15 protein-coding genes and 1 pseudogene are annotated in these 16,857 nt (G+C 74.6%); 8 read left to right on the top strand and 8 right to left on the bottom strand.

The genetic code is table 11. From position 1 onward, the window contains the following. Window positions 1–38 precede the first annotated feature (38 nt). The 3 genes and pseudogenes from ABZ945_RS16160 (at window position 39) to ABZ945_RS16150 (ending at window position 2,692) form a co-directional block, all read left to right on the top strand. Window positions 39–638 (top strand): helix-turn-helix domain-containing protein, encoded by a 600-nt coding sequence (locus tag ABZ945_RS16160; protein ID WP_361269200.1) that lies wholly within the window; start codon window positions 39–41, stop codon window positions 636–638. Then, on the top strand, window positions 635–2,227 hold the full coding sequence (locus tag ABZ945_RS16155; protein WP_361269198.1) for a glycerol-3-phosphate dehydrogenase/oxidase: 1,593 nt from the start codon (window positions 635–637) through the stop codon (window positions 2,225–2,227). Before ABZ945_RS16160 ends, ABZ945_RS16155 begins: the two co-directional genes overlap by 4 nt. Window positions 2,228–2,405: 178 nt before the next feature. Next, window positions 2,406–2,692, top strand: a pseudogene (locus ABZ945_RS16150) (tetratricopeptide repeat protein). Window positions 2,693–3,737: 1,045 nt separating this feature from the next. Here ABZ945_RS16150 and ABZ945_RS16145 read toward each other — a convergent pair. Next, a complete protein-coding gene (locus ABZ945_RS16145; RefSeq protein WP_361269196.1) occupies window positions 3,738–4,415 on the bottom strand; it encodes a uracil-DNA glycosylase in 678 nt (225 codons plus the stop codon). Window positions 4,416–4,573: 158 nt separating this feature from the next. Here ABZ945_RS16145 and ABZ945_RS16140 point away from each other — a divergent pair, with 158 nt between their 5' ends. After that, on the top strand, window positions 4,574–5,494 hold the full coding sequence (locus tag ABZ945_RS16140; protein ID WP_361269193.1) for a hypothetical protein: 921 nt from the start codon (window positions 4,574–4,576) through the stop codon (window positions 5,492–5,494). A 263-nt stretch (window positions 5,495–5,757) separates the two neighbouring features. Here ABZ945_RS16140 and ABZ945_RS16135 read toward each other — a convergent pair whose 3' ends face one another. The 6 genes from ABZ945_RS16135 to ABZ945_RS16110 all read right to left on the bottom strand — a co-directional run bounded on the left by ABZ945_RS16135 (window position 5,758) and on the right by ABZ945_RS16110 (window position 12,255). Continuing rightward, entirely contained in the window at window positions 5,758–6,810 is a 1,053-nt protein-coding gene (locus ABZ945_RS16135; RefSeq protein WP_361269191.1) for a lactonase family protein, read from the bottom strand. A 493-nt stretch (window positions 6,811–7,303) separates the two neighbouring features. Beyond that, on the bottom strand, window positions 7,304–8,818 hold the full coding sequence (locus ABZ945_RS16130; protein ID WP_361269188.1) for an FUSC family protein: 1,515 nt from the start codon (window positions 8,816–8,818) through the stop codon (window positions 7,304–7,306). 229 nt (window positions 8,819–9,047) lie between these two features. Then, complete coding sequence (locus tag ABZ945_RS16125) at window positions 9,048–9,518, bottom strand: protein-tyrosine phosphatase family protein (protein ID WP_361269185.1); 471 nt, start codon at window positions 9,516–9,518, stop codon at window positions 9,048–9,050. Window positions 9,519–9,589: 71 nt separating this feature from the next. Then, window positions 9,590–10,861, bottom strand: coding sequence for a cation:proton antiporter (locus ABZ945_RS16120; protein ID WP_361269183.1), 1,272 nt, complete (start codon window positions 10,859–10,861; stop codon window positions 9,590–9,592). Window positions 10,862–10,867: 6 nt separating this feature from the next. Next, window positions 10,868–11,353: a TrkA C-terminal domain-containing protein gene (locus tag ABZ945_RS16115; protein WP_361269180.1), complete on the bottom strand. Its 486-nt coding sequence runs from the start codon at window positions 11,351–11,353 to the stop codon at window positions 10,868–10,870. A gap of 614 nt (window positions 11,354–11,967) precedes the next feature. Beyond that, on the bottom strand, window positions 11,968–12,255 hold the full coding sequence (locus ABZ945_RS16110) for a DUF3040 domain-containing protein (RefSeq protein WP_361269178.1): 288 nt from the start codon (window positions 12,253–12,255) through the stop codon (window positions 11,968–11,970). A 280-nt stretch (window positions 12,256–12,535) separates the two neighbouring features. Here ABZ945_RS16110 and ABZ945_RS16105 point away from each other — a divergent pair, with 280 nt between their 5' ends. Continuing rightward, window positions 12,536–13,552, top strand: coding sequence for a histidine kinase (locus ABZ945_RS16105; protein ID WP_361269175.1), 1,017 nt, complete (start codon window positions 12,536–12,538; stop codon window positions 13,550–13,552). Between the two features lie 47 nt (window positions 13,553–13,599). Then, window positions 13,600–14,280, top strand: a complete 681-nt coding sequence (locus tag ABZ945_RS16100) for a response regulator transcription factor (protein ID WP_361269172.1) — start codon at window positions 13,600–13,602, stop codon at window positions 14,278–14,280. A gap of 22 nt (window positions 14,281–14,302) precedes the next feature. Here ABZ945_RS16100 and ABZ945_RS16095 read toward each other — a convergent pair whose 3' ends face one another. After that, a complete protein-coding gene (locus ABZ945_RS16095) occupies window positions 14,303–15,361 on the bottom strand; it encodes a glucose 1-dehydrogenase (RefSeq protein WP_361269169.1) in 1,059 nt (352 codons plus the stop codon). A 187-nt stretch (window positions 15,362–15,548) separates the two neighbouring features. Between ABZ945_RS16095 and ABZ945_RS16090 the strand changes: the two genes are divergently transcribed. Continuing rightward, entirely contained in the window at window positions 15,549–16,043 is a 495-nt protein-coding gene (locus ABZ945_RS16090) for an Lrp/AsnC family transcriptional regulator (RefSeq protein ID WP_361269166.1), read from the top strand. 46 nt (window positions 16,044–16,089) lie between these two features. Then, on the top strand, window positions 16,090–16,785 hold the full coding sequence (locus ABZ945_RS16085) for an HAD family phosphatase (protein ID WP_361269163.1): 696 nt from the start codon (window positions 16,090–16,092) through the stop codon (window positions 16,783–16,785). Window positions 16,786–16,857: the final 72 nt, after the last annotated feature.

Raw genomic sequence — 16,857 nt, 5'->3', positions numbered from 1 at the left:
GGGTGCCCCCCGGCTCCACTGGCATTACACTGTGACAGATGACGCCCATTCGTCACAACCATGCGGACGCCGACACCGTGCTCGACGCGGCCCGGGACTGCGTCCTCGCCGTCGGGGTGCGGCGCACCACGCTGACCGATGTGGCCCGGCGCGCCGGGGTCTCCCGGATGACGCTGTACCGCCGCTGGCCGGACGTGCGGACCCTCGTCGGCGATCTGATGACCCGGGAGTGGATCGCGGTCGCCATGTCGGTGATGCCGGAGCGGGAGGACGGCACGGCCACCCGGGGCCGGCTGGTCGACGGGCTGGTGGCGGGGGTGGCGGCGTTCCGCGCCCATCCGCTCTTCCACAAGATCCTCGACGTCGATCCCGAGCTGCTGCTGCCGTACATGCTCGACCGGCGCGGTGCCACCCAGGACGCCCTGCTCGGGCTGCTGACCGGCGCCCTCGCCGAGGGCCACGCCGACGGGTCGGTCCGGCCGGTCCACCCCGAACTCCAGGCCCGTTCGCTGCTGCTGGTCGTCCAGTCGTTCACCCTCTCGCTGCGCACCATGGCCGACGAGGCCGCCCCGGGGCTCGCCGAGGCGGACTTCCTGGACGAGCTGCGCACCCTGCTGGAAAGGACCCTCGCCCCATGACTCCCGCCCTGTCGCCCACCGGCCCCTCCCTGACCGCCGAACGCCGCCGCCGCGAGCTGGCCGAACTGGCCGGGCCGGGTGGGCCGGCCGGTGGGCGGCGGGTGGACGTGCTGGTCGTCGGCCTCGGCGCCACCGGTGCCGGGGTCGCCCTGGACGCCGCGTCCCGGGGGCTGAGCGTCGCCGCGATCGACGCCCATGACCTGGCCTTCGGCACCTCCCGGTGGAGCTCCAAGCTGATCCACGGCGGACTGCGCTATCTGGCCGGCGGGCAGCTCGACGTCGCCCATGAGAGCGCGGTCGAACGCGGGGTGCTGATGGAGCGCACCGCCCCGCATCTGGTGCGCGCCCAGCCGTTCGTGCTGCCGCTCACCCCGCTGGTGTCCCGGTCGCAGGCCGCGCTGGTCCGCGCCGGACTGCGCGCCGGGGACCTGCTGCGGGCCTCCGCCCGTACCTCCCGGGCCACCCTGCCCGCCCCGCGCGGGCTGTCCGCGGTGGAGACCCGCCATCTCGCACCGGTACTGCGGCCGGCCGGACTGCGCGGCGGACTGCTCTCCTGGGACGGCCAACTCTCCGACGACGCACGTCTGGTGACCGCGATCGCCCGCACCGCGGCGGGCCATGGCGCACGGATCCTCACCCGAGTACGAGCGCTCGCCCTGGACGCCGACGGGGCCCGCGTCCGGGACGAACTCACCGGCGAGGAGACCCGGATCGAGGCCCGGGCCGTGGTCAACGCGACCGGTGTCTGGGCCGGCGGACTGGACCCGAGCCTGCGGCTGCGGCCCTCACGCGGCACCCATCTGGTGCTGCGCTCCCCCGAGTTGGCCCGCCTCGGGGCCGGGCTGCACATCCCCGTACCCGGCGAGTCCAACCGCTTCGTGCTGGTGCTGCCGCAGGGCGACGGGCGCACCTATGTGGGGCTGACCGACGAGCCGGTGGACGGTCCGGTGCCGGACGTGCCCGAGGTGCCGGAGACCGACATCGGCTTTCTGCTCGATGTGCTCGGCTCCGCGCTGGAGGTCTCCCTGGACCGTACGGACGTGGTGGGCGCCTTCGCCGGGCTGCGGCCGCTCCTTGACACCTCCGACGGCACCGGAACCGCCCGTACCGCGGACATCTCCCGCCGGCACGCCGTCCTCACCTCCCCCGACGGGGTGGTGACCGTGGTCGGCGGCAAGCTGACCACCTACCGGCGGATGGCCCAGGACGCGGTGGACGCGGCCACCGCCGCCCGGGGCCTGACGGCCGGACCCTGCCGCACCGCCGCGCTGCCACTGGTCGGCGCCGCCGCCCCCGACCGGCTGGCCGCCCTGGACGCGCCCGCCCGGCTGGTGCGGCGCTACGGCACCGAGGCCCCGGCCGTGCACGCCCTCGCCCAAGCCGACCCGGCCCTCGCCGAGCCGGTGGCGCCCGGGCATCCGGTGACGGCAGCCGAACTGGTCTGGGCGGTACGCCATGAGGGCGCGCTCGACGCGGCCGACCTGCTCGACCGCCGCACCCGGGTGGGCCTGGTCCCCGAGGATCGCGCGACGGCGCTGGAGACGGCGAAGCGGGTGCTGGAGCGGTACGCGGAGAGTCGGGCGCGGTAGGGGGGCGGGGCGGTAGCGGCGGGCGGGGCCCGGGGCCCGAGGCGGTGCCTGTTGGTGGAATATTCAACTAACAAGGCCGGTTGTCAGGGCTGCGAGCCGGCACGGGGCCGGTCGAGGAGGGAGCGTCGTGAGCTACTACGAGTTCGGCACCGCCGCCGAGCGGTGGGACCGCGCCCGGATGTTCTTCGACGCCAAGGAGTACGTCACCGCCGCCCGCATCCTCGACGGACTGGTCGAGGAGGCCCCCGAGCAGGTCGCCCCGCGGCTGCTGCTGGCCCGCGCCTACTACCACTCGGCGCGGCTGGGCCGGGCGGAGAGCGAGCTGCGCGCCGTCCTGGAGCGCGACCCGGTGGAGCGGTACGCGCGGCTGCTGCTCGGCCCACCCTGGAGCGCCAGGGCCGGGACGCGGAAGCCGCTCCGCAGCTGCGGCTGGCGGCGGCGATGGGCGGCGAGCCGGTGGAGTGAGCCGGGGGGTGGTGGAGTCGGCGGGGCGGACGTCGCCCCGCCGTCCTGGGCCCCGGTGGCCTGGAGGATGATGACTCCGGGAGGGGGCTGTGATGGCGTGGCAGCAGCAGGTGGAACGGGGCGGACGGGCGGCGGAAGGGGGACAGCCGGGGCCGCCACCTGGAGCGTTCGAGCGGTTCGGCCGGAGTCTGCTGGTCTCGATGACGGCGCTGTTCTTCGAGACGGTGGTCGTCGTGCTGTGCCTGATGGCGTACAACGACACCCAGGAACGGCCGAACGCCGACGGGGGCGGTAGCGCCTTCGGCATGGCACTGGGGGTGCCCTGCGGGGCGCTCTTCGGGTTGCTGGTGTCGGTGACCCTGGTACTGCCGCTGGTGAATCTGGGCTTCTGGCTGGGGCGCCGGTTCGGCGGTCGGGACGCCTGGTGGTGGACCCCGGTCGTGGCCGCGGCCGCCGCCGCGGTGCTCGTACCGGCCGCCTGGCTGCCACTGGGCGCCGGTCTGGCGGAGACCGTCATGGCCTGGCTGACGGCCACGGCCTATCTGGCGGTGGCGGCGCTGGCGGTGCGCCCGGTCGCCGTACGTCCGAAGCCGGCCAATACCGGCTTCGCCTTCCTGATCACGGTGCTGGTCGGACTGACCGCGGCCGTCGCGGTGACCGGACTGGGAGCCGCGGCCACGGCGACGGGCGTGCTGACGTCGTACGTACCGCCGCAGCTGTCTCGCACGAAAGCCGTCGGCGTCTGGAGCGACGGGAAGGGCGGCACCCTGCGACTGGACGCGGACGGCACGGCCACCGCCCGGGGCGTCGACGAGTACGACGGCTTCGAGGACCGGCAGGGTGAGTGCTCGGGCGCCGGCGCCTGGAGCTATGACGAGGGCCTCTCCCCCTGGAGCCAGGCGGTGGACGTGTCGATCAGCGCCTGCGCCCTGAGCGACTGGAACGTGGGCGGGACGCCCGGCCGGGCCACCCTGTACAGCTACCCGGGGCGACCCGGACTCGGGCGACACCTATGTACTGCGCCGCGCTCCCAGGAAGTGACCGGCTACGGCAGGCGCCAGTCCACCGGCTCGGCGCCCTGCTTGGCCAGCAGCTCGTTGACCCGGCTGAAGGGACGGGAGCCGAAGAAGCCGCGGTCCGCCGACATGGGCGAGGGGTGGGCGGACTCGATGGCCGGCAGGTCGCCGAGGAGCGGGCGCAGATTGCGGGCGTCCCGGCCCCAGAGCACCGAGACCAGTGGCTTGCCGCGGGCGACCAGCGCCTTGATGGCCTGCTCGGTCACCTCCTCCCAGCCCTTGCCGCGGTGCGCGGCGGGCTTGCGGGGTTCGGTGGTGAGCGCCCTGTTGAGCAGCAGCACTCCCTGGCCGGTCCACGGGGTCAGGTCTCCGTTGGAGGGGCGCGGCAGGCCGAGGTCGTCGCCCATCTCGCGGAAGATGTTCTCCAGGCTGCCGGGCAGCCGGCGGACGTCGGGCGCGACGGCGAAGCTCAGCCCGATGGCCATGCCCGGGGTGGGGTAGGGGTCCTGACCCATGATCAGTACCCGTACGTCCTGGAAGGGCTGCTGGAAGGCGCGCAGGACGTTCGCCCCGGACGGGAGGTAGGTGCGGCCCGCCGCGATCTCCCCCCGCAGGAAGTCCCCCATCTGCGCGATGCGCCCGGCCACCGGGGCCAGCGCCTCGGCCCAGCCCGGCTCGACAAGTTCACTCAACGGTCGTGCTGCCACGCCGTCACTCTACTGGTGTAACGCGCATGCTCATGACGGCTCCGCGTATCCCGGGAACGGGCCGGTCCGGTCACATGACCCGACATAACCGGACCAAGGCCGCCCTACCTCCCCCTCCCCACACCTCGGTGCGGGGTGAACCAGTAGCATGCGGCGCCATGAGCACCCCCACAGGGCCCGACAACGGCCTTCCTGTACGAATGCCGCGTCCCCGCCAGCCGGGGCGGCACCGCCGACCCGAGCCTGCCGTGGCGCCCGAGGGGGCGCCCGCGCTCGTGCTCGCCGTACCCGGTACGCCCTCCCCCGCCGTCCGGGGAGTGGCGGAGGAGATCGTGAGCATCGCCCGCTCCGAGCTCCCCGGTCTGGAGGCGGCCGTCGGGTTCCTGGACGGCGACGACGTCGAGTTCCCCTCGCTCTCCTCGGTGCTGGCGCAGGCCGCCGCGCTGCGGATGGAGCGGTATGAGTTCGCGCGCGCGGCCGGGCGCGAGGTGGCCGAGCCGACGGGCCCGGCCGCCGTCGTGGTGCCGCTGCTGGCCGGTCCGGACGCCGTGCTGACGGGCCGGGTCCGGGAGGCGGCCGCGGCCAGCGGCGCGCCGGTCGAGCTGACCGATGTGCTGGGCCCGCACCCGCTGCTCGCCGAGGCGCTGCACGTACGGCTGTCGGAGGCCGGGCTGGCCCGCGCCGACCGGGCCCGGCTGTTCACGGTGGCCACGGCGGCCGACGGCATCGTGCTGGCGACCACCGGCGGTGAGGAGGCCGTGCAGGCGGCCGGGATCACCGGGATGCTGCTGGCCGCGCGCCTGGCCGTGCCGGTGATGGCGGCCGCGCTGGACCAGGAGGGCTCGGTGGCCGCGGTGGCGGAGCAGCTGCGCGGTTCGGGTTCTCAGGCGCTCGCGCTGGCGCCGTATCTGATCGGCCCCGAGCTGGCCGAGGGGCTGCTGGACGAGGCCGCGCGGGTGGCCGGCTGCTCGGTGGCCGAGCCGCTGGGCGCGTACCCGGCGGTCGGCAAGCTGGTGCTGTCGCAGTACTCGGCGGCGCTGGGCATCACCCCGCAGCCGCAGGGCGCCGCCGCGCGCTGAGCCGCTTTCCCGCGTTCGGCACGTTGTTTCGACGCCGAAGGGCCCGTACCGAGGGATCTCGGTACGGGCCCTTGGGGTTTCCCAGTTTCCCGGGTTGCCCTTGGGGTTTTCCGGGTTGCCTTGGGGTTTCCCGGGTTGCCCATAGGGTTTCCCCGGGTTGCCCACGGGTTTCCCCGGGTTGCCCGTGGTTTCCCGGGCTTCTTCCCAGGCCGCCGCTGCAGGACCGGCGACGGCGGCGGGCAGGCAACGGCGGGGGCGCGAGGTCAGGCGAAGACCACGCAGGAGGCGGCCGGTGCCTCGACCGATCCGGCCCGTACCGGGGTGCCGGTCTCGGGGTCGAGAGCGAACCAGGTGACATCGCCGGAGCGTTCATTGGCGGCGTACAGCCACTTCCCCGAGGGATGCAGGACCAGGTCGCGGGGCCAGACGCCGCCGCAGTCCACGGTGGCGCGGAGTTCGGGCTTTTCGCCGCTCTCGTCCAGCGCGAGGACGGAGACGCTGTCGTCGCCCCGGACCGCCACCCAGGCGAACCGCCCGTCGGGGGCGATCGCGATCTCGGACGGGAAGCCGGTCGCGGAGCCGTCCTCGGGCAGCAGCGGTGTCTCGCCGACCGGCACCAGGACGCCGGCCTCGCCGTCCCAGCGGCACACGGTGAGCGTGGGCTTCAGCTCGCCGACGACATAGGCGTGGCCGCCGGCCGGGTGGAAGGCGAGGTGGCGCGGGCCCGTACCGGGGCGCAGCGCGGTCTCGCCGTGCGGGGTGAACCGGCCGGTGGCCGGGTCGAGCACGGCGATGCGTACGGAGTCGGTGCCCAGGTCCACGCTGAGCACCCAGCGGCCGGCCGGGTCGGCGGTGACCTGGTGGGCGTGCGGGCCGGCCTGGCGCTCCTCGTCGGGACCACTGCCCTGGTGCTGGACGACATGTATGGCGGGCCCGGGTTGTCCACCGCCGTCGATCGGCAGGGCGCTGACACTCCCGGAGCCGTAGTTGGCGGTGAGCACATGGCCGTGGGCGAGCGCGAGATGGGTCGGCGACTCTCCGCGTACGGGGGCGGGTCGGCCGAGCAGCCGGGGCGCGGGTCCGTCGAGGGCGAGTACGGCGACGGCGCCCCGCTCGGTCTCGGAGACCGCGTAGAGCAGGCGGCCACCGAGGGCGACGGCGAGGTAGGAGGGGTCGGCCACCTCGTCGCAGGCGCCGGTGACGGTGAGTGCGCCGCTGTGCGGGTCCACGGTGGCGGCGAGCACCCCGCGGCCGCCGGCCGAGGTGAACGACCCGATGTAGGCCCGTCCGCCCACCCGTCCTGACTGCTCCGCCACCGCGCCGCCCCTTCCCGCCGTTCGCCGGCGCCGCCGCTCGGCACCCGCGCGCGCCCGACGCTAGCAGGTCTAGACCAAGTCCCGGCACCTGGTGGGGCGATGACGCCCACCGCATACCCCGATCAGCCGCGTGCCGTGCCATGCATGCGCGCCCATATACGCGGGCCTGTGCATGCGGGTTCGGCGAGCCGGGGCGCGCCGCGGTCCGGCGCCGGGGGATGCCGCATGCCGCCGCCCCTCAGGTCGACTCGTGGCGAGCTCTCGCCAACCCGGCACTTCCGCGGTCTCCGGCTCGTTGCCCAAATAGGAAGTCAGAAGGGGGCGGGGCGTGCGAACGCGCACGGGAAAGAAGAAGACGGGGGCGGCGCGGCCTATAGATGCGGGGACAAGAGGACACATCGGCGTTGGCCACTCAAGCGTGGCCCAAGTCGCCCACGCGCCGCCGATAGCCGCTCCAGCCCGGCCCTGGGCCGCCCCGGCCCCGATCAGTCGCTCAGGCGCCGATCAAGGGGGCGCGGGTGGGGCTGCGGAGGGGGTGGGCCAGCTCGATGAGCGCCTTCTCCAGCTGGTGCAGGTGAGCGAGGGCGGGGATGGGGTCGGTGGCCGGGTGGGGCGCGTCGGCCGGGGCGGCGGTGGTGAGCTCGCGGGCGGCCTCGGGGGTGGTCAGGGCCTCCACGGCGGCCTCGACCCGCCAGCAGGCGGCGGCCAGCCGGGCGTCGTGGGAGGCCTCGGGGTCGGCGGCGACGGAGGCGAGGCCGCGCACCTCGCGGGCGCAGTCGTCGAGCAGCGCCAGCACCTGGCGGGCGCGGGCCTGGCGGGCGCGCAGGGGGCTGAGCGGGTGCACCAGAGGGGCGAGTGAGAGCCGCACACGGCCAAGCAGGGCCTCCAGCTGGGCCACGTGGGGGGCCGGGTCGGCGTCCGGGGTGCCGGAGAGCCGGGCGGCGGCCTCGGCGGTGCAGGCGTGCACACACCGCAGGGCCCGGGCGATCCAGGCGTCGGTGGTGGCGTGGGTGGTGACCGGCAGGACCAGGAGCACCGCGAGCACGGCGCCGAGCGCACCCACACCGGTCTCCAGCATGCGCAGGGCGAGCAGGGCCGGGTCGAGGACACCGAGCAGCCCGTACAGCCCGCCCGCCAGCAGCGTCACCGAGAGCATCATCCAGGTGTAGGAGACCGCGGCCGTGTAGAAGATGCCGAAGACGCAGACCGCGACCAGGGCGGCGGTCGGGCCGGGGGCGCCCTTCAGCGGGACGACGACGACCAGGCCGACGGCGATGCCGATCAGGGTGCCCAGCACCCGGCGGAAGCCCCGTACCAGGGTCTCGCCCCGGGAGGCGGTGTTGACGAAGATCCACCAGGTGGCGCCGACCGCCCAGTACCAGCGCTCGCCCGACAGCCCCTGTCCGATGACCAGGGCGACCGCGCAGCCCAGGGTGGCCTGGACCGCCTGCCGGGTGGTGGTGCGGGCGAGCCCGCGCCCCTCCTCGTACGCCGGCGGCGCGGGCAGCGCGATCCGGCGCTCGTAGCACCAGGCTCCGAACCGCACCGTCGAGCAGGTCAGCAGCGACAGCCCGACCGCGGCGTACAGCTCGGGCAGCTGGCCGGGCGCCGTGTGCAGGAACTGCGTGACGAAGAAGGTCATGAACGCGAAGACGCCCAGGGCGTGGCCGCGCGGCCCCCAGCGGCGGGCGTACACCCCGGCGCCGACGATGGCGAGGAAGACCAGGTCGCGGGCGAGCGGGTGGTCGTGCAGCAGGGCGGCGAGGGCCAGCACCGGGAACCCGGCCGCCGGGAGCAGCGCGGTGGTGATGAGCTGGCCGCGCACGGTGGCGTCGGTGACGGTGAACAGGGCGAGGAGCGCGGCGAGCCCGCCGGTGACGGCGGCGGTGAGCGAGTGGCCGGCCAGCCCGGTCACCACCACCGCACCGCCGATGCCGAGGACGGCCCGGGTGGCGGCGCGCAGCCGCAGCCGTCCCGGATCCGGAGCCGCGAACATCCTCTTCAGCACTCTGTTTCCCGCCCCTTCGTCCTGGTCTCTCCGGTGTCCCGACGACCGGCATGAAAAAGGCGCCGCGGAGTTCCGCAGCGCCATCGACACCCCTATGAGACCATCCACGGCGCTGTTGGCTCAACCGGCGCGGGATGGGGTGGGCCAATGGCACGGCGGTGGGTGGGATGGGGGAGCCAGAGGTGGGCCATTGGTGCCAGTGGGGCGGAAGGGAGGGAGGGGAGGGGGGTTACGGGTGGAAGTGGCGGATGTACCGCTTCTGCCAGGGGGTCTCGACGGCGTGCCGGTCGTAGTGGCGGCGTACGAAGGACACCGCCTCGCCGGGCGGCACGCCGTCCAGTACGGCCAGCGCGGCGAGCGCGGTTCCGGTGCGGCCGCGGCCGCCGCCACAGGCGATCTCCACCCGCTCGGTGGCGGACCGCTGCCAGGCCTCGCTCAGAACGGTCCGGGCCTCGTCGCGGTCGGCGGGGAGACGGAAGTCGGGCCAGCGCAGCCACCGCGATTCCCAGGCGGTCTCCGGGGGGCGTCGGCCCAGGAGGTAGAGCGCGTACTCGGGCGCCGGTCCGGTCGGCAGCGGATGGCGCAGTCCCCGGCCGCGGACCAGCCGTCCGGAGGGCAGCCGCAGCACGCCGGGCGCGTCCGCGTCCCAGGTGGCGGTGCGGGCGGATCCGGGGGCGTCGGAGGGCGGCGGAAGGGACATGGCCCCACCGTACGCGGGAGGGGGCGTGCGGTGGGGCCATGTGCCGGATCACGGCAGGAGCCGGCCGGGGCTCAGCGGCCTGGGGCCGGGGAGGTGGATTCGGGGGTGGTGGAGGAGGACGGGGAATCGGTGTCCGCGGGGGCGGGCTCGGGGAGAGCCGGGGGCTTGGCCGCGGCGGGGGCCGTCGGGCGGGCGCGGCCGGTGAGGCGGCGGGCGATCGGCTCGGTCCAGCGGGCGGCCAGCGGTCCGACGATCACCAGGATCAGGACGTACGCGGTGGCGAGCGGGCCGATCCGGGGCTCCACGCCGACGGCGAGGCCGGCGATGACGATGGAGAACTCGCCGCGGGCGACCAGGGTGCCGCCGGCCCGCCAGCGGCCGGCGGGCTTGATGCCGGCCCGGCGGGCCGCGTAGTAGCCGGTGGCGATCTTCGTGAGAGCGGTGACGACCGCGAGGAGGAGGGCGGGAACGAGGACCGGCGGGATGTCGGCCGGGTCGGTGGACAGGCCGAAGAAGACGAAGAAGACGGCGGCGAACAGGTCCCGCAGCGGGGTGAGCAGATTGCTGGCGCCCTCGGCGACCTCGCCGGAGAGCGCGATGCCGACCAGGAAGGCGCCGACGGCGGCGGAGACCTGGAGCTCGGCGGCGATACCGGCGACCAGCAGGGTCAGGCCGAGCACGACCAGGAGCAGCATCTCGGCGTTGTCGGAGGAGACCGCCTTGCTGATCAGCCGGCCGTGGCGCAGGGCGAGGTAGAGCACGGCGCCGACGGTGCCGAGCGAGATCAGCAGGGTGAGGGAGCCGCCCGCGAAGCTCACCCCGGCGAGCAGCGCGGTGAGGATGGGCAGGTAGACCGCCATGGCCAGGTCCTCGATGACCAGCACTCCGAGGATCACCGGGGTCTCCCGGTTGCCGAGCCGTCCGAGGTCGCCGAGGACCTTGGCGATGACCCCGGAGGAGGAGATCCAGGTGACGCCGGCCAGGGCGACGGCGGCGACCGGGCCCCAGCCGAGGATCAGCGCGGCGGCCGCGCCGGGCACCGCGTTGAGCACGAAGTCGACGGCGCCGGAGGGGTACTGGGTCTTGAGGTTGGTAACCAGTTCGGAGGCGCTGTACTCCAGGCCGAGCAGGAGCAGCAGCAGGATGACGCCGATCTCGGCACCGGTGGCCACGAACTCCTCGCTCGCCTGGAGCGGGAGGATGCCGCCGTGCCCGAAGGCGAGTCCGGCGAGGAGGTAGAGGGGTATCGGGGAGAAGCCGATCCGGCCGGCGAGGCGCCCGAGCAGACCCAGGCCGAGGATGATCGCCCCGAGTTCGATGAGCATGGCGGTCGTGTCGTGCACGGGTCTCTATCCTCCGGTGATCAGTTCGGCGACGGCGTCCACGCCTTCGCGGGTGCCGACGACGACGAGGGTGTCGCCGATGGCGAAGCGGAAGTCGGGGGCCGGGGACGGCACGGCGGCGGTGCGGCGCAGCACGGCGACGATGGAGGCGCCGGTACGGGTGCGGGCCTGGGTGGAGCCCAGGGTGCGGCCGGCGTAGGGGGAGCGTTTGGTGACCTCGATGTGCTCGGTCACCAGGTCGATCTCCATGTGCTGGTGCAGATGGGCCACCGGGTCGGGGGTGAGGAGCTTGGCCAGGGCGGTCGCCTCGTGCGGGACGAGGGTGGCCGAATCCCGGCAGTCGTCGTCGTCCTCGGGGTCATGGAAGGCGAGCATCCGCCGGCCGTCCTGGTGGACCACCACGGAGAGATGGCGCCCGCTCTCCGTCTCCAGGTCGTAGCGGGTTCCGACGCCGGGGAGGCTGGTCTTCCGGGTGTGGGCCGTGGGCTCCATCGGTGCGCTCCAAAGGACGGGGATGGGCTGTACGGGCGGGTGCGCCCGTACGTGGGGATGGGCGGGCGGCGTCCGGCGATCGGTGCGCGGTGGCCGGTGCGCAGTGCCCGGGGGCCAAGCCTGCCGCATGGTGCGGGGCGATCGCGGGCGGGGCCTGAGCGTCGGCCCCTGGGCGGTCGATCCCCGAGCGGTCGGCCGCGGTGCGCCGCCGGTCCTGCTCCGGGCCGCGGGGGGCGGGCGCATGAGGAGTACAGGCGCTGTCGGCCGCGAGGGCGGGGGCATGGCGTCCGGGTGCCCGGGCGGCGGTCCGCCCACCCGTGCGGGGCACGGATGTCCGGTGTCAGGGGCGGCCGGTATCGGGTACGGCGTCGCGCGGGGCGTTGTCCACCCGTACGGCGACCCGCACGGCGAGGCCCGGCGCACGCCGAGGAGCAGGGCGGTGGCTCGTACGTCGCATCTCCGCCCCCCCCTTCCCGACACCGATGCCGACACCGGCACTGTTCGCTCACCTCTGGCCGGGCACCCGGAAACGGGTAATGGCCAGGTAAAGAACTGTACCGCACGACGTACTACGCGAAGGCGGCCGGATCAGGGTGAAGAGGGAGGAAGCGATTTCAGCGGGACGGGCGGAACGGCGGGGTGCCGCGGTGGCGGTCCGGGTCGAAACGGTGGGCGGCGGCACCGGCACCGACCAGCCCGGTGGCGATCAGCAGCCCGTCGCCGAGGGCCACCCCGACACCGAAGAGGGCGAGCGCGGCGGCCAGCAGCAGCCAGGTCAGGCCGTGCCGGTACTCGCGGGGCCGGAGCGGACGGCCCAGGGCCATGGCCCGGGCGAACCGGGGGTCGTCGTGCCGGGTCCGCTCTGCCAGACGGCTCAGCGGATCCTCGTTCAGCGCGGTCATGATGCGTCCTCCCCTCGCGGTGCGCCGGGCGGTGTCAGCCACCGGCCTCCACCCTGGCCCGCCCCGCCCTCGCGCCACCATCGGGTATGTCCCCCATAGCGGGCGGTCGCCACCCTGTAGAGGGGACGTCGTCCACCCGGATTCCGGATGCCCGCCGCGCGGAAATGGGAGTCAGCCCCGGTGGACAGCGGCCCGGCACGCGGACAGGCTGGCCCTGCGCGGGAGGAACGCCAGAAGGGGAACCGCGGAGGTACGGCGACAAGCAGGGAGGACCGGGTCGGTGACGTTGTTCTGGCGGATCTTCCTGCTCAATGCCGCGGTGCTGCTGGCCGCGACCGCTTTGCTGCTGCTGGGGCCGGTCACCGTCTCCACCCCGGTGCTGCTCACCGAGGCGCTGATCCTGTTCTGCGGCCTGGTCGCCATGCTGGTGGCCAACGCGGCCCTGCTGCGGCTCGGCCTCGCCCCGCTGGAGCGGCTCACCCGGGCGATGACCACCACCGATCTGCTGCGCCCCGGGCCGCGCCCGGCCGTCTCCGGGCACCAGGAGATCGCCGCGCTGATCAGCACGTACAACACCATGCTCGACCGGCTGGAGGCCGAGCGGGCGGCGAGCAGCGCCCGGGCCCTGTCCGCGCAGGAGGCGGAGCGGCGGCGGATCGCCCAGGAGCTGCACGACGAGGTGGGCCAGACCCTCACCGCGGTGCTGCTGGAGATCAAACGGGTCGCCGACCGGGCGCCCGGGCCGCTGCGCGAGGATCTGCTGCGGGCCCAGGAGGCGACCAGGGACAGCCTGGACGAGATCCGCCGTATCGCCCGGCGGCTGCGCCCCGGGGTGCTGGAGGAGCTGGGGCTGACCAGCGCGTTGAAGGCGCTGACCAGCGAGTTCAGCATGGGCGGTGGGCCGGTGGTGCGGCACCGTCTGGATCCCGGGCTGCCGGCGCTGGGGCCGGAGGCGGAGCTGGTGCTCTACCGGGTGGCGCAGGAGGGGCTGACCAATGTGATGCGGCACGCGGAAGCGGAGCGCGCGGATGTGGTGCTGGGCCCGGTCCCTGGCGGGGTGGAGTTGCTGATCCGCGACGACGGACGGGGACTGGTGGGCGCCGCAGAGGGCGCCGGGCTGCGGGGAATGCGGGAACGGGCGCTGCTGGTCGGGGCCGAGGTGGCGGTGGAGCCGGGCCCGGAGGGGCGGGGGACGGAGGTGCGGTTGTACGTCCCGCTGGAGGGCGGGGCCCGCCGGCAGGCCGCGGAGGCCGAAGGTGCCGGGGGCGGGACGGTGGACGGGGGCGAGCGGGCTTGAGCGGTGCGGGAGTCGATGGCGGAGCCGGTACGGGAGCAGGGAGAGGGATGGGTACGGAGACGGGGAGCGGTGCGGGCGGGGGGCCGATCCGCATCCTGCTGGCGGACGACCACGCGCTGGTGCGGCGCGGGGTGCGGCTGATCCTGGACGGGGAGCCGGACCTGGAGGTGGTCGCCGAGGCGGGCGACGGCGCGGAGGCGGTGGAGCTGGCCCGGTCCGAGCGGCCCGATCTGGCGATCCTGGACATCGCGATGCCCCGGCTCACCGGGCTCCAGGCCGCCCGCGAGCTGGGCCGCCTCCAGCCGGGGCCGCGGATGCTCATCCTGACCATGCACGACAACGAGCAGTTCTTCTTCGAGGCGCTGAAGGCCGGGGCGGCGGGCTATGTGCTGAAGTCGGTGGCCGACCGGGATCTGGTCGAGGCCTGCCACGCGGCCATGCGCGACGAGCCGTTCCTCTATCCCGGGGCGGTCGGCGCCCTGATCCGCGACTATCTGGAGCGGACCCGGGAGGGGCGGGGCCTGCCGCCGAAGGCCATCACCGACCGGGAGGAGGAGATCCTCAAACTGGTCGCCGAGGGGCACACCTCGCAGGAGATCGCCGGGCTGCTGTTCATCAGCGTGAAGACGGTCGAGCGGCACCGGGCCAATCTGCTGGCGAAGCTCGGGCTGCGGGACCGGCTGGAACTGACCCGGTACGCGATCAGGGTCGGGCTGATCGAGCCGTAGCCGTCTCTGCGGCGGGGGGGCGTCATCCGGCGTCGAGTGCGATGACGACCTTGATGTCGTCGTCCCGCTTCTCGAACGCCTCGGTGGCCCGCTCCAGCGGCACCCGCCGGGTGATCAGCCGCCGCAGCCAGTCCGCGTCAGATCCGGCGAGCGCCTCGGCGGCCTGGTGGTAGTGGCGCAGGTTGGCGTTGACCGAGCCGACCACCGCGTCGTTCTCCAGCACCAGTTCCCGGTTGACGGTGCCGGCGTCCACGGTGAGGGAGCGGCCGCGCGGCGACACCCCGGTCAGGCAGACGATGCCGTAGGTGCCGGTGCCGGCCATGGCGTCGAACACCAGCGGCCCCGCGCCGGTGGCCTCGACGACGACGTCCGGGGCGAGCTTCGCCGCGACCTGGTCCATCGGGTCGGTGTGGTACGTGGCGCCGAGTCCGGCGACCAGCTCGGGCTTGGGCCCCTCGGCGACCCGGTCCAGGACATGGACCTCCAGCCCGCGGCGTACCCCGAGCAGCGCCGCCAGCAGCCCGATCGGGCCGGCCCCGGTGACCAGCACCCGGCGCGGCTCGAACCAGGAGCGGGCGCCGATCCGCTCCACCTGCTCCCAGGCCTTGGCGACCACGGTGGTGGGCTCCATCAGCATGCCGACCTCGGCGAGTGCCGGGTCCAGCCGGACGGCGTAGTCGCTCTCCACGGTCCACACCTCGGAGCCGTAGCCGTCCCGTTCCTTGATGCCGCGCTCGGTGTAGCGGCCGTTGCGGCACATGTCGAACTCACCGCGAGCGCACGCCCCGCACGGCTCCGGGTCGGGGCGGCGCACCACGCCCACCACCAGGTCGCCGGGGGCGAAGCCGCTGCCCGGCGGGGCCTGGCGGACCCGGCCCAGCGACTCATGGCCCAGCACCAGCCGGTCCCGCCCGGGCGGCGCCCAGCCGTACTCGCCGTCGGCGATCTCCCGGTCGGTGCCGCAGACGCCGAGGGCCACCCCGTCGACCAGCAGCTCCCCCTCACCGGGCACGGGTTCGGGCAGGTCGTCCGAGACGGCCAGAGTGCCGGCCTGGAGCGGACGCACGGTCAGCGCGCGCATGGGGCGCCTCCTGGGGAGCTGGGGATCTACGAGGGCGGGCAGGACGCTGTGCTCGTTGAGTGCCCGCCCGATGGCGCTCCTAACGCCGACCAGGGCCGCCCGTGAGGCCGGCCGAGGGCCGCCCGTGCCGGGCCGCACCGGTACGGTGGCGGAGTACCGCAGCAGCATCGGAAGGAGCGGGTCGAACATGGCCGTGGACGCCCTCGACACCCGTATCCTCCGGTTGCTGATCGAGCAGCCGCGCACCTCGGTCCGGGAGTACGCCCGCATCCTCGGCATCGCCCGCGGCACCCTCCAGGCCCGGCTGGACCGGATGGAGCGGGACGGGGTGATCACCGGCACCGGTCCTTTCCTCTCCCCCGCCGCGCTCGGCCACCCGGTGCTGGCGTTCGTCCATATCGAGGTGACCCAGGGCCGGCTGGACGAGGTCGGGGACGCGCTGGCCGCGGTGCCGGAGATCGTGGAGGCCTTCTCCATCACCGGCGGCGGCGATCTGCTGACCCGGGTGGTGGCGCGGGACAACGGCCATCTGGAGGACATCGTCCAGCGGCTGATCGGGATGCCCGGGGTGGTGCGTACCCGGACCGAGATGGCGCTGCGCGAGCGGGTGCCGCACCGGCTGCTGCCGCTGGTGGAGGCGGTCGGCCGGGCCGCCGGCCCCCGCGCCGAGTCCTCCCGCTGAGGCCCCGCGCGGAGGGGCGTGCGGCCGGGACGGGCATGCTGGGGGCATGAGCAGCGCGCAGCCGGACCTCGCCGTCCTCTTCGACCTCGACGGCACCCTGGTCGACAGTGAGCCGAACTACTACGAGGCGGGCCGCCGGGTGCTGGAGCGGTACGGGGTCACGGACTTCGGCTGGGAGCGGCACACCGACTTCATCGGCATCGGCACCCGCGAGACGCTGTCGGTGCTGCGGGCGGAGTACGGGATCGGGGCGCCGGTGGAAAAGCTGCTGGCGGAGAAGAACCGGCACTACCTGGAGCTGGCCGCCGCCTCCACGGCGGTCTTCCCCGAGATGCGGGCGCTGGTGGAGCGGCTGTACGCGGAGGGGGTGCCGATGGCGGTGGCCTCCGGCTCCTCCCGGGCCGCGATCGAGGCGGTGCTGGCCGGTACCGGACTGGATGCCTGGCTGACGGTGCTGGTCTCGGCGGAGGAGGTGGCCCGGGGCAAGCCCGCGCCGGATGTGTTCCTGGAGGCGGCCCGGCGGCTGGGGGTGCCCGCGGGGCGGTGCGTGGTGCTGGAGGACGCCCCGCCCGGTGCGGCGGCCGCGCATGCGGCGGGGATGCGGTGCCTGGCCGTCCCGTATGTCCCGGGCACCGCCGACGACCCGGCGTTCGCGAGCGCCGGGCTGCTGGTGCGCGGCGGCCAGGCTAAGTTCACCGCGGAGGCGGCGTACGCCTTTCTGCGCGACCAGCGCCCGGGGTGAGACCGAAAAGGCGTTGCCGGGTGGGGTGGGGCGGGGCAGGCTTCCCGGCATGTCCGATCATGAGCAACCCAC

Source organism: Streptomyces sp. NPDC046887 (assembly GCF_040644755.1).
Taxonomy (GTDB): domain Bacteria; phylum Actinomycetota; class Actinomycetes; order Streptomycetales; family Streptomycetaceae; genus Streptomyces; species Streptomyces lichenis.
The sequence above is the reverse complement of the archived record's forward strand: the minus strand, read 5'-3'. Positions and strand labels throughout refer to the sequence as shown.

Excerpts from the sequence above, each read along its gene's own strand:
- ABZ945_RS16095 (WP_361269169.1), bottom strand. The coding sequence starts at position 15,361 with ATGCGCGCGCTGACCGTGCGTCCGCTCCAGGCCGGCACTCTGGCCGTC.
- ABZ945_RS16100 (WP_361269172.1), top strand. The coding sequence starts at position 13,600 with ATGGGTACGGAGACGGGGAGCGGTGCGGGCGGGGGGCCGATCCGCATC.
- ABZ945_RS16160 (WP_361269200.1), top strand. The coding sequence starts at position 39 with ATGACGCCCATTCGTCACAACCATGCGGACGCCGACACCGTGCTCGAC.
- ABZ945_RS16115 (WP_361269180.1), bottom strand. The coding sequence starts at position 11,353 with ATGGAGCCCACGGCCCACACCCGGAAGACCAGCCTCCCCGGCGTCGGA.
- ABZ945_RS16125 (WP_361269185.1), bottom strand. The coding sequence starts at position 9,518 with ATGTCCCTTCCGCCGCCCTCCGACGCCCCCGGATCCGCCCGCACCGCC.
- ABZ945_RS16090 (WP_361269166.1), top strand. The coding sequence starts at position 15,549 with ATGGCCGTGGACGCCCTCGACACCCGTATCCTCCGGTTGCTGATCGAG.
- ABZ945_RS16110 (WP_361269178.1), bottom strand. The coding sequence starts at position 12,255 with ATGACCGCGCTGAACGAGGATCCGCTGAGCCGTCTGGCAGAGCGGACC.
- ABZ945_RS16140 (WP_361269193.1), top strand. The coding sequence starts at position 4,574 with ATGAGCACCCCCACAGGGCCCGACAACGGCCTTCCTGTACGAATGCCG.
- ABZ945_RS16085 (WP_361269163.1), top strand. The coding sequence starts at position 16,090 with ATGAGCAGCGCGCAGCCGGACCTCGCCGTCCTCTTCGACCTCGACGGC.
- ABZ945_RS16155 (WP_361269198.1), top strand. The coding sequence starts at position 635 with ATGACTCCCGCCCTGTCGCCCACCGGCCCCTCCCTGACCGCCGAACGC.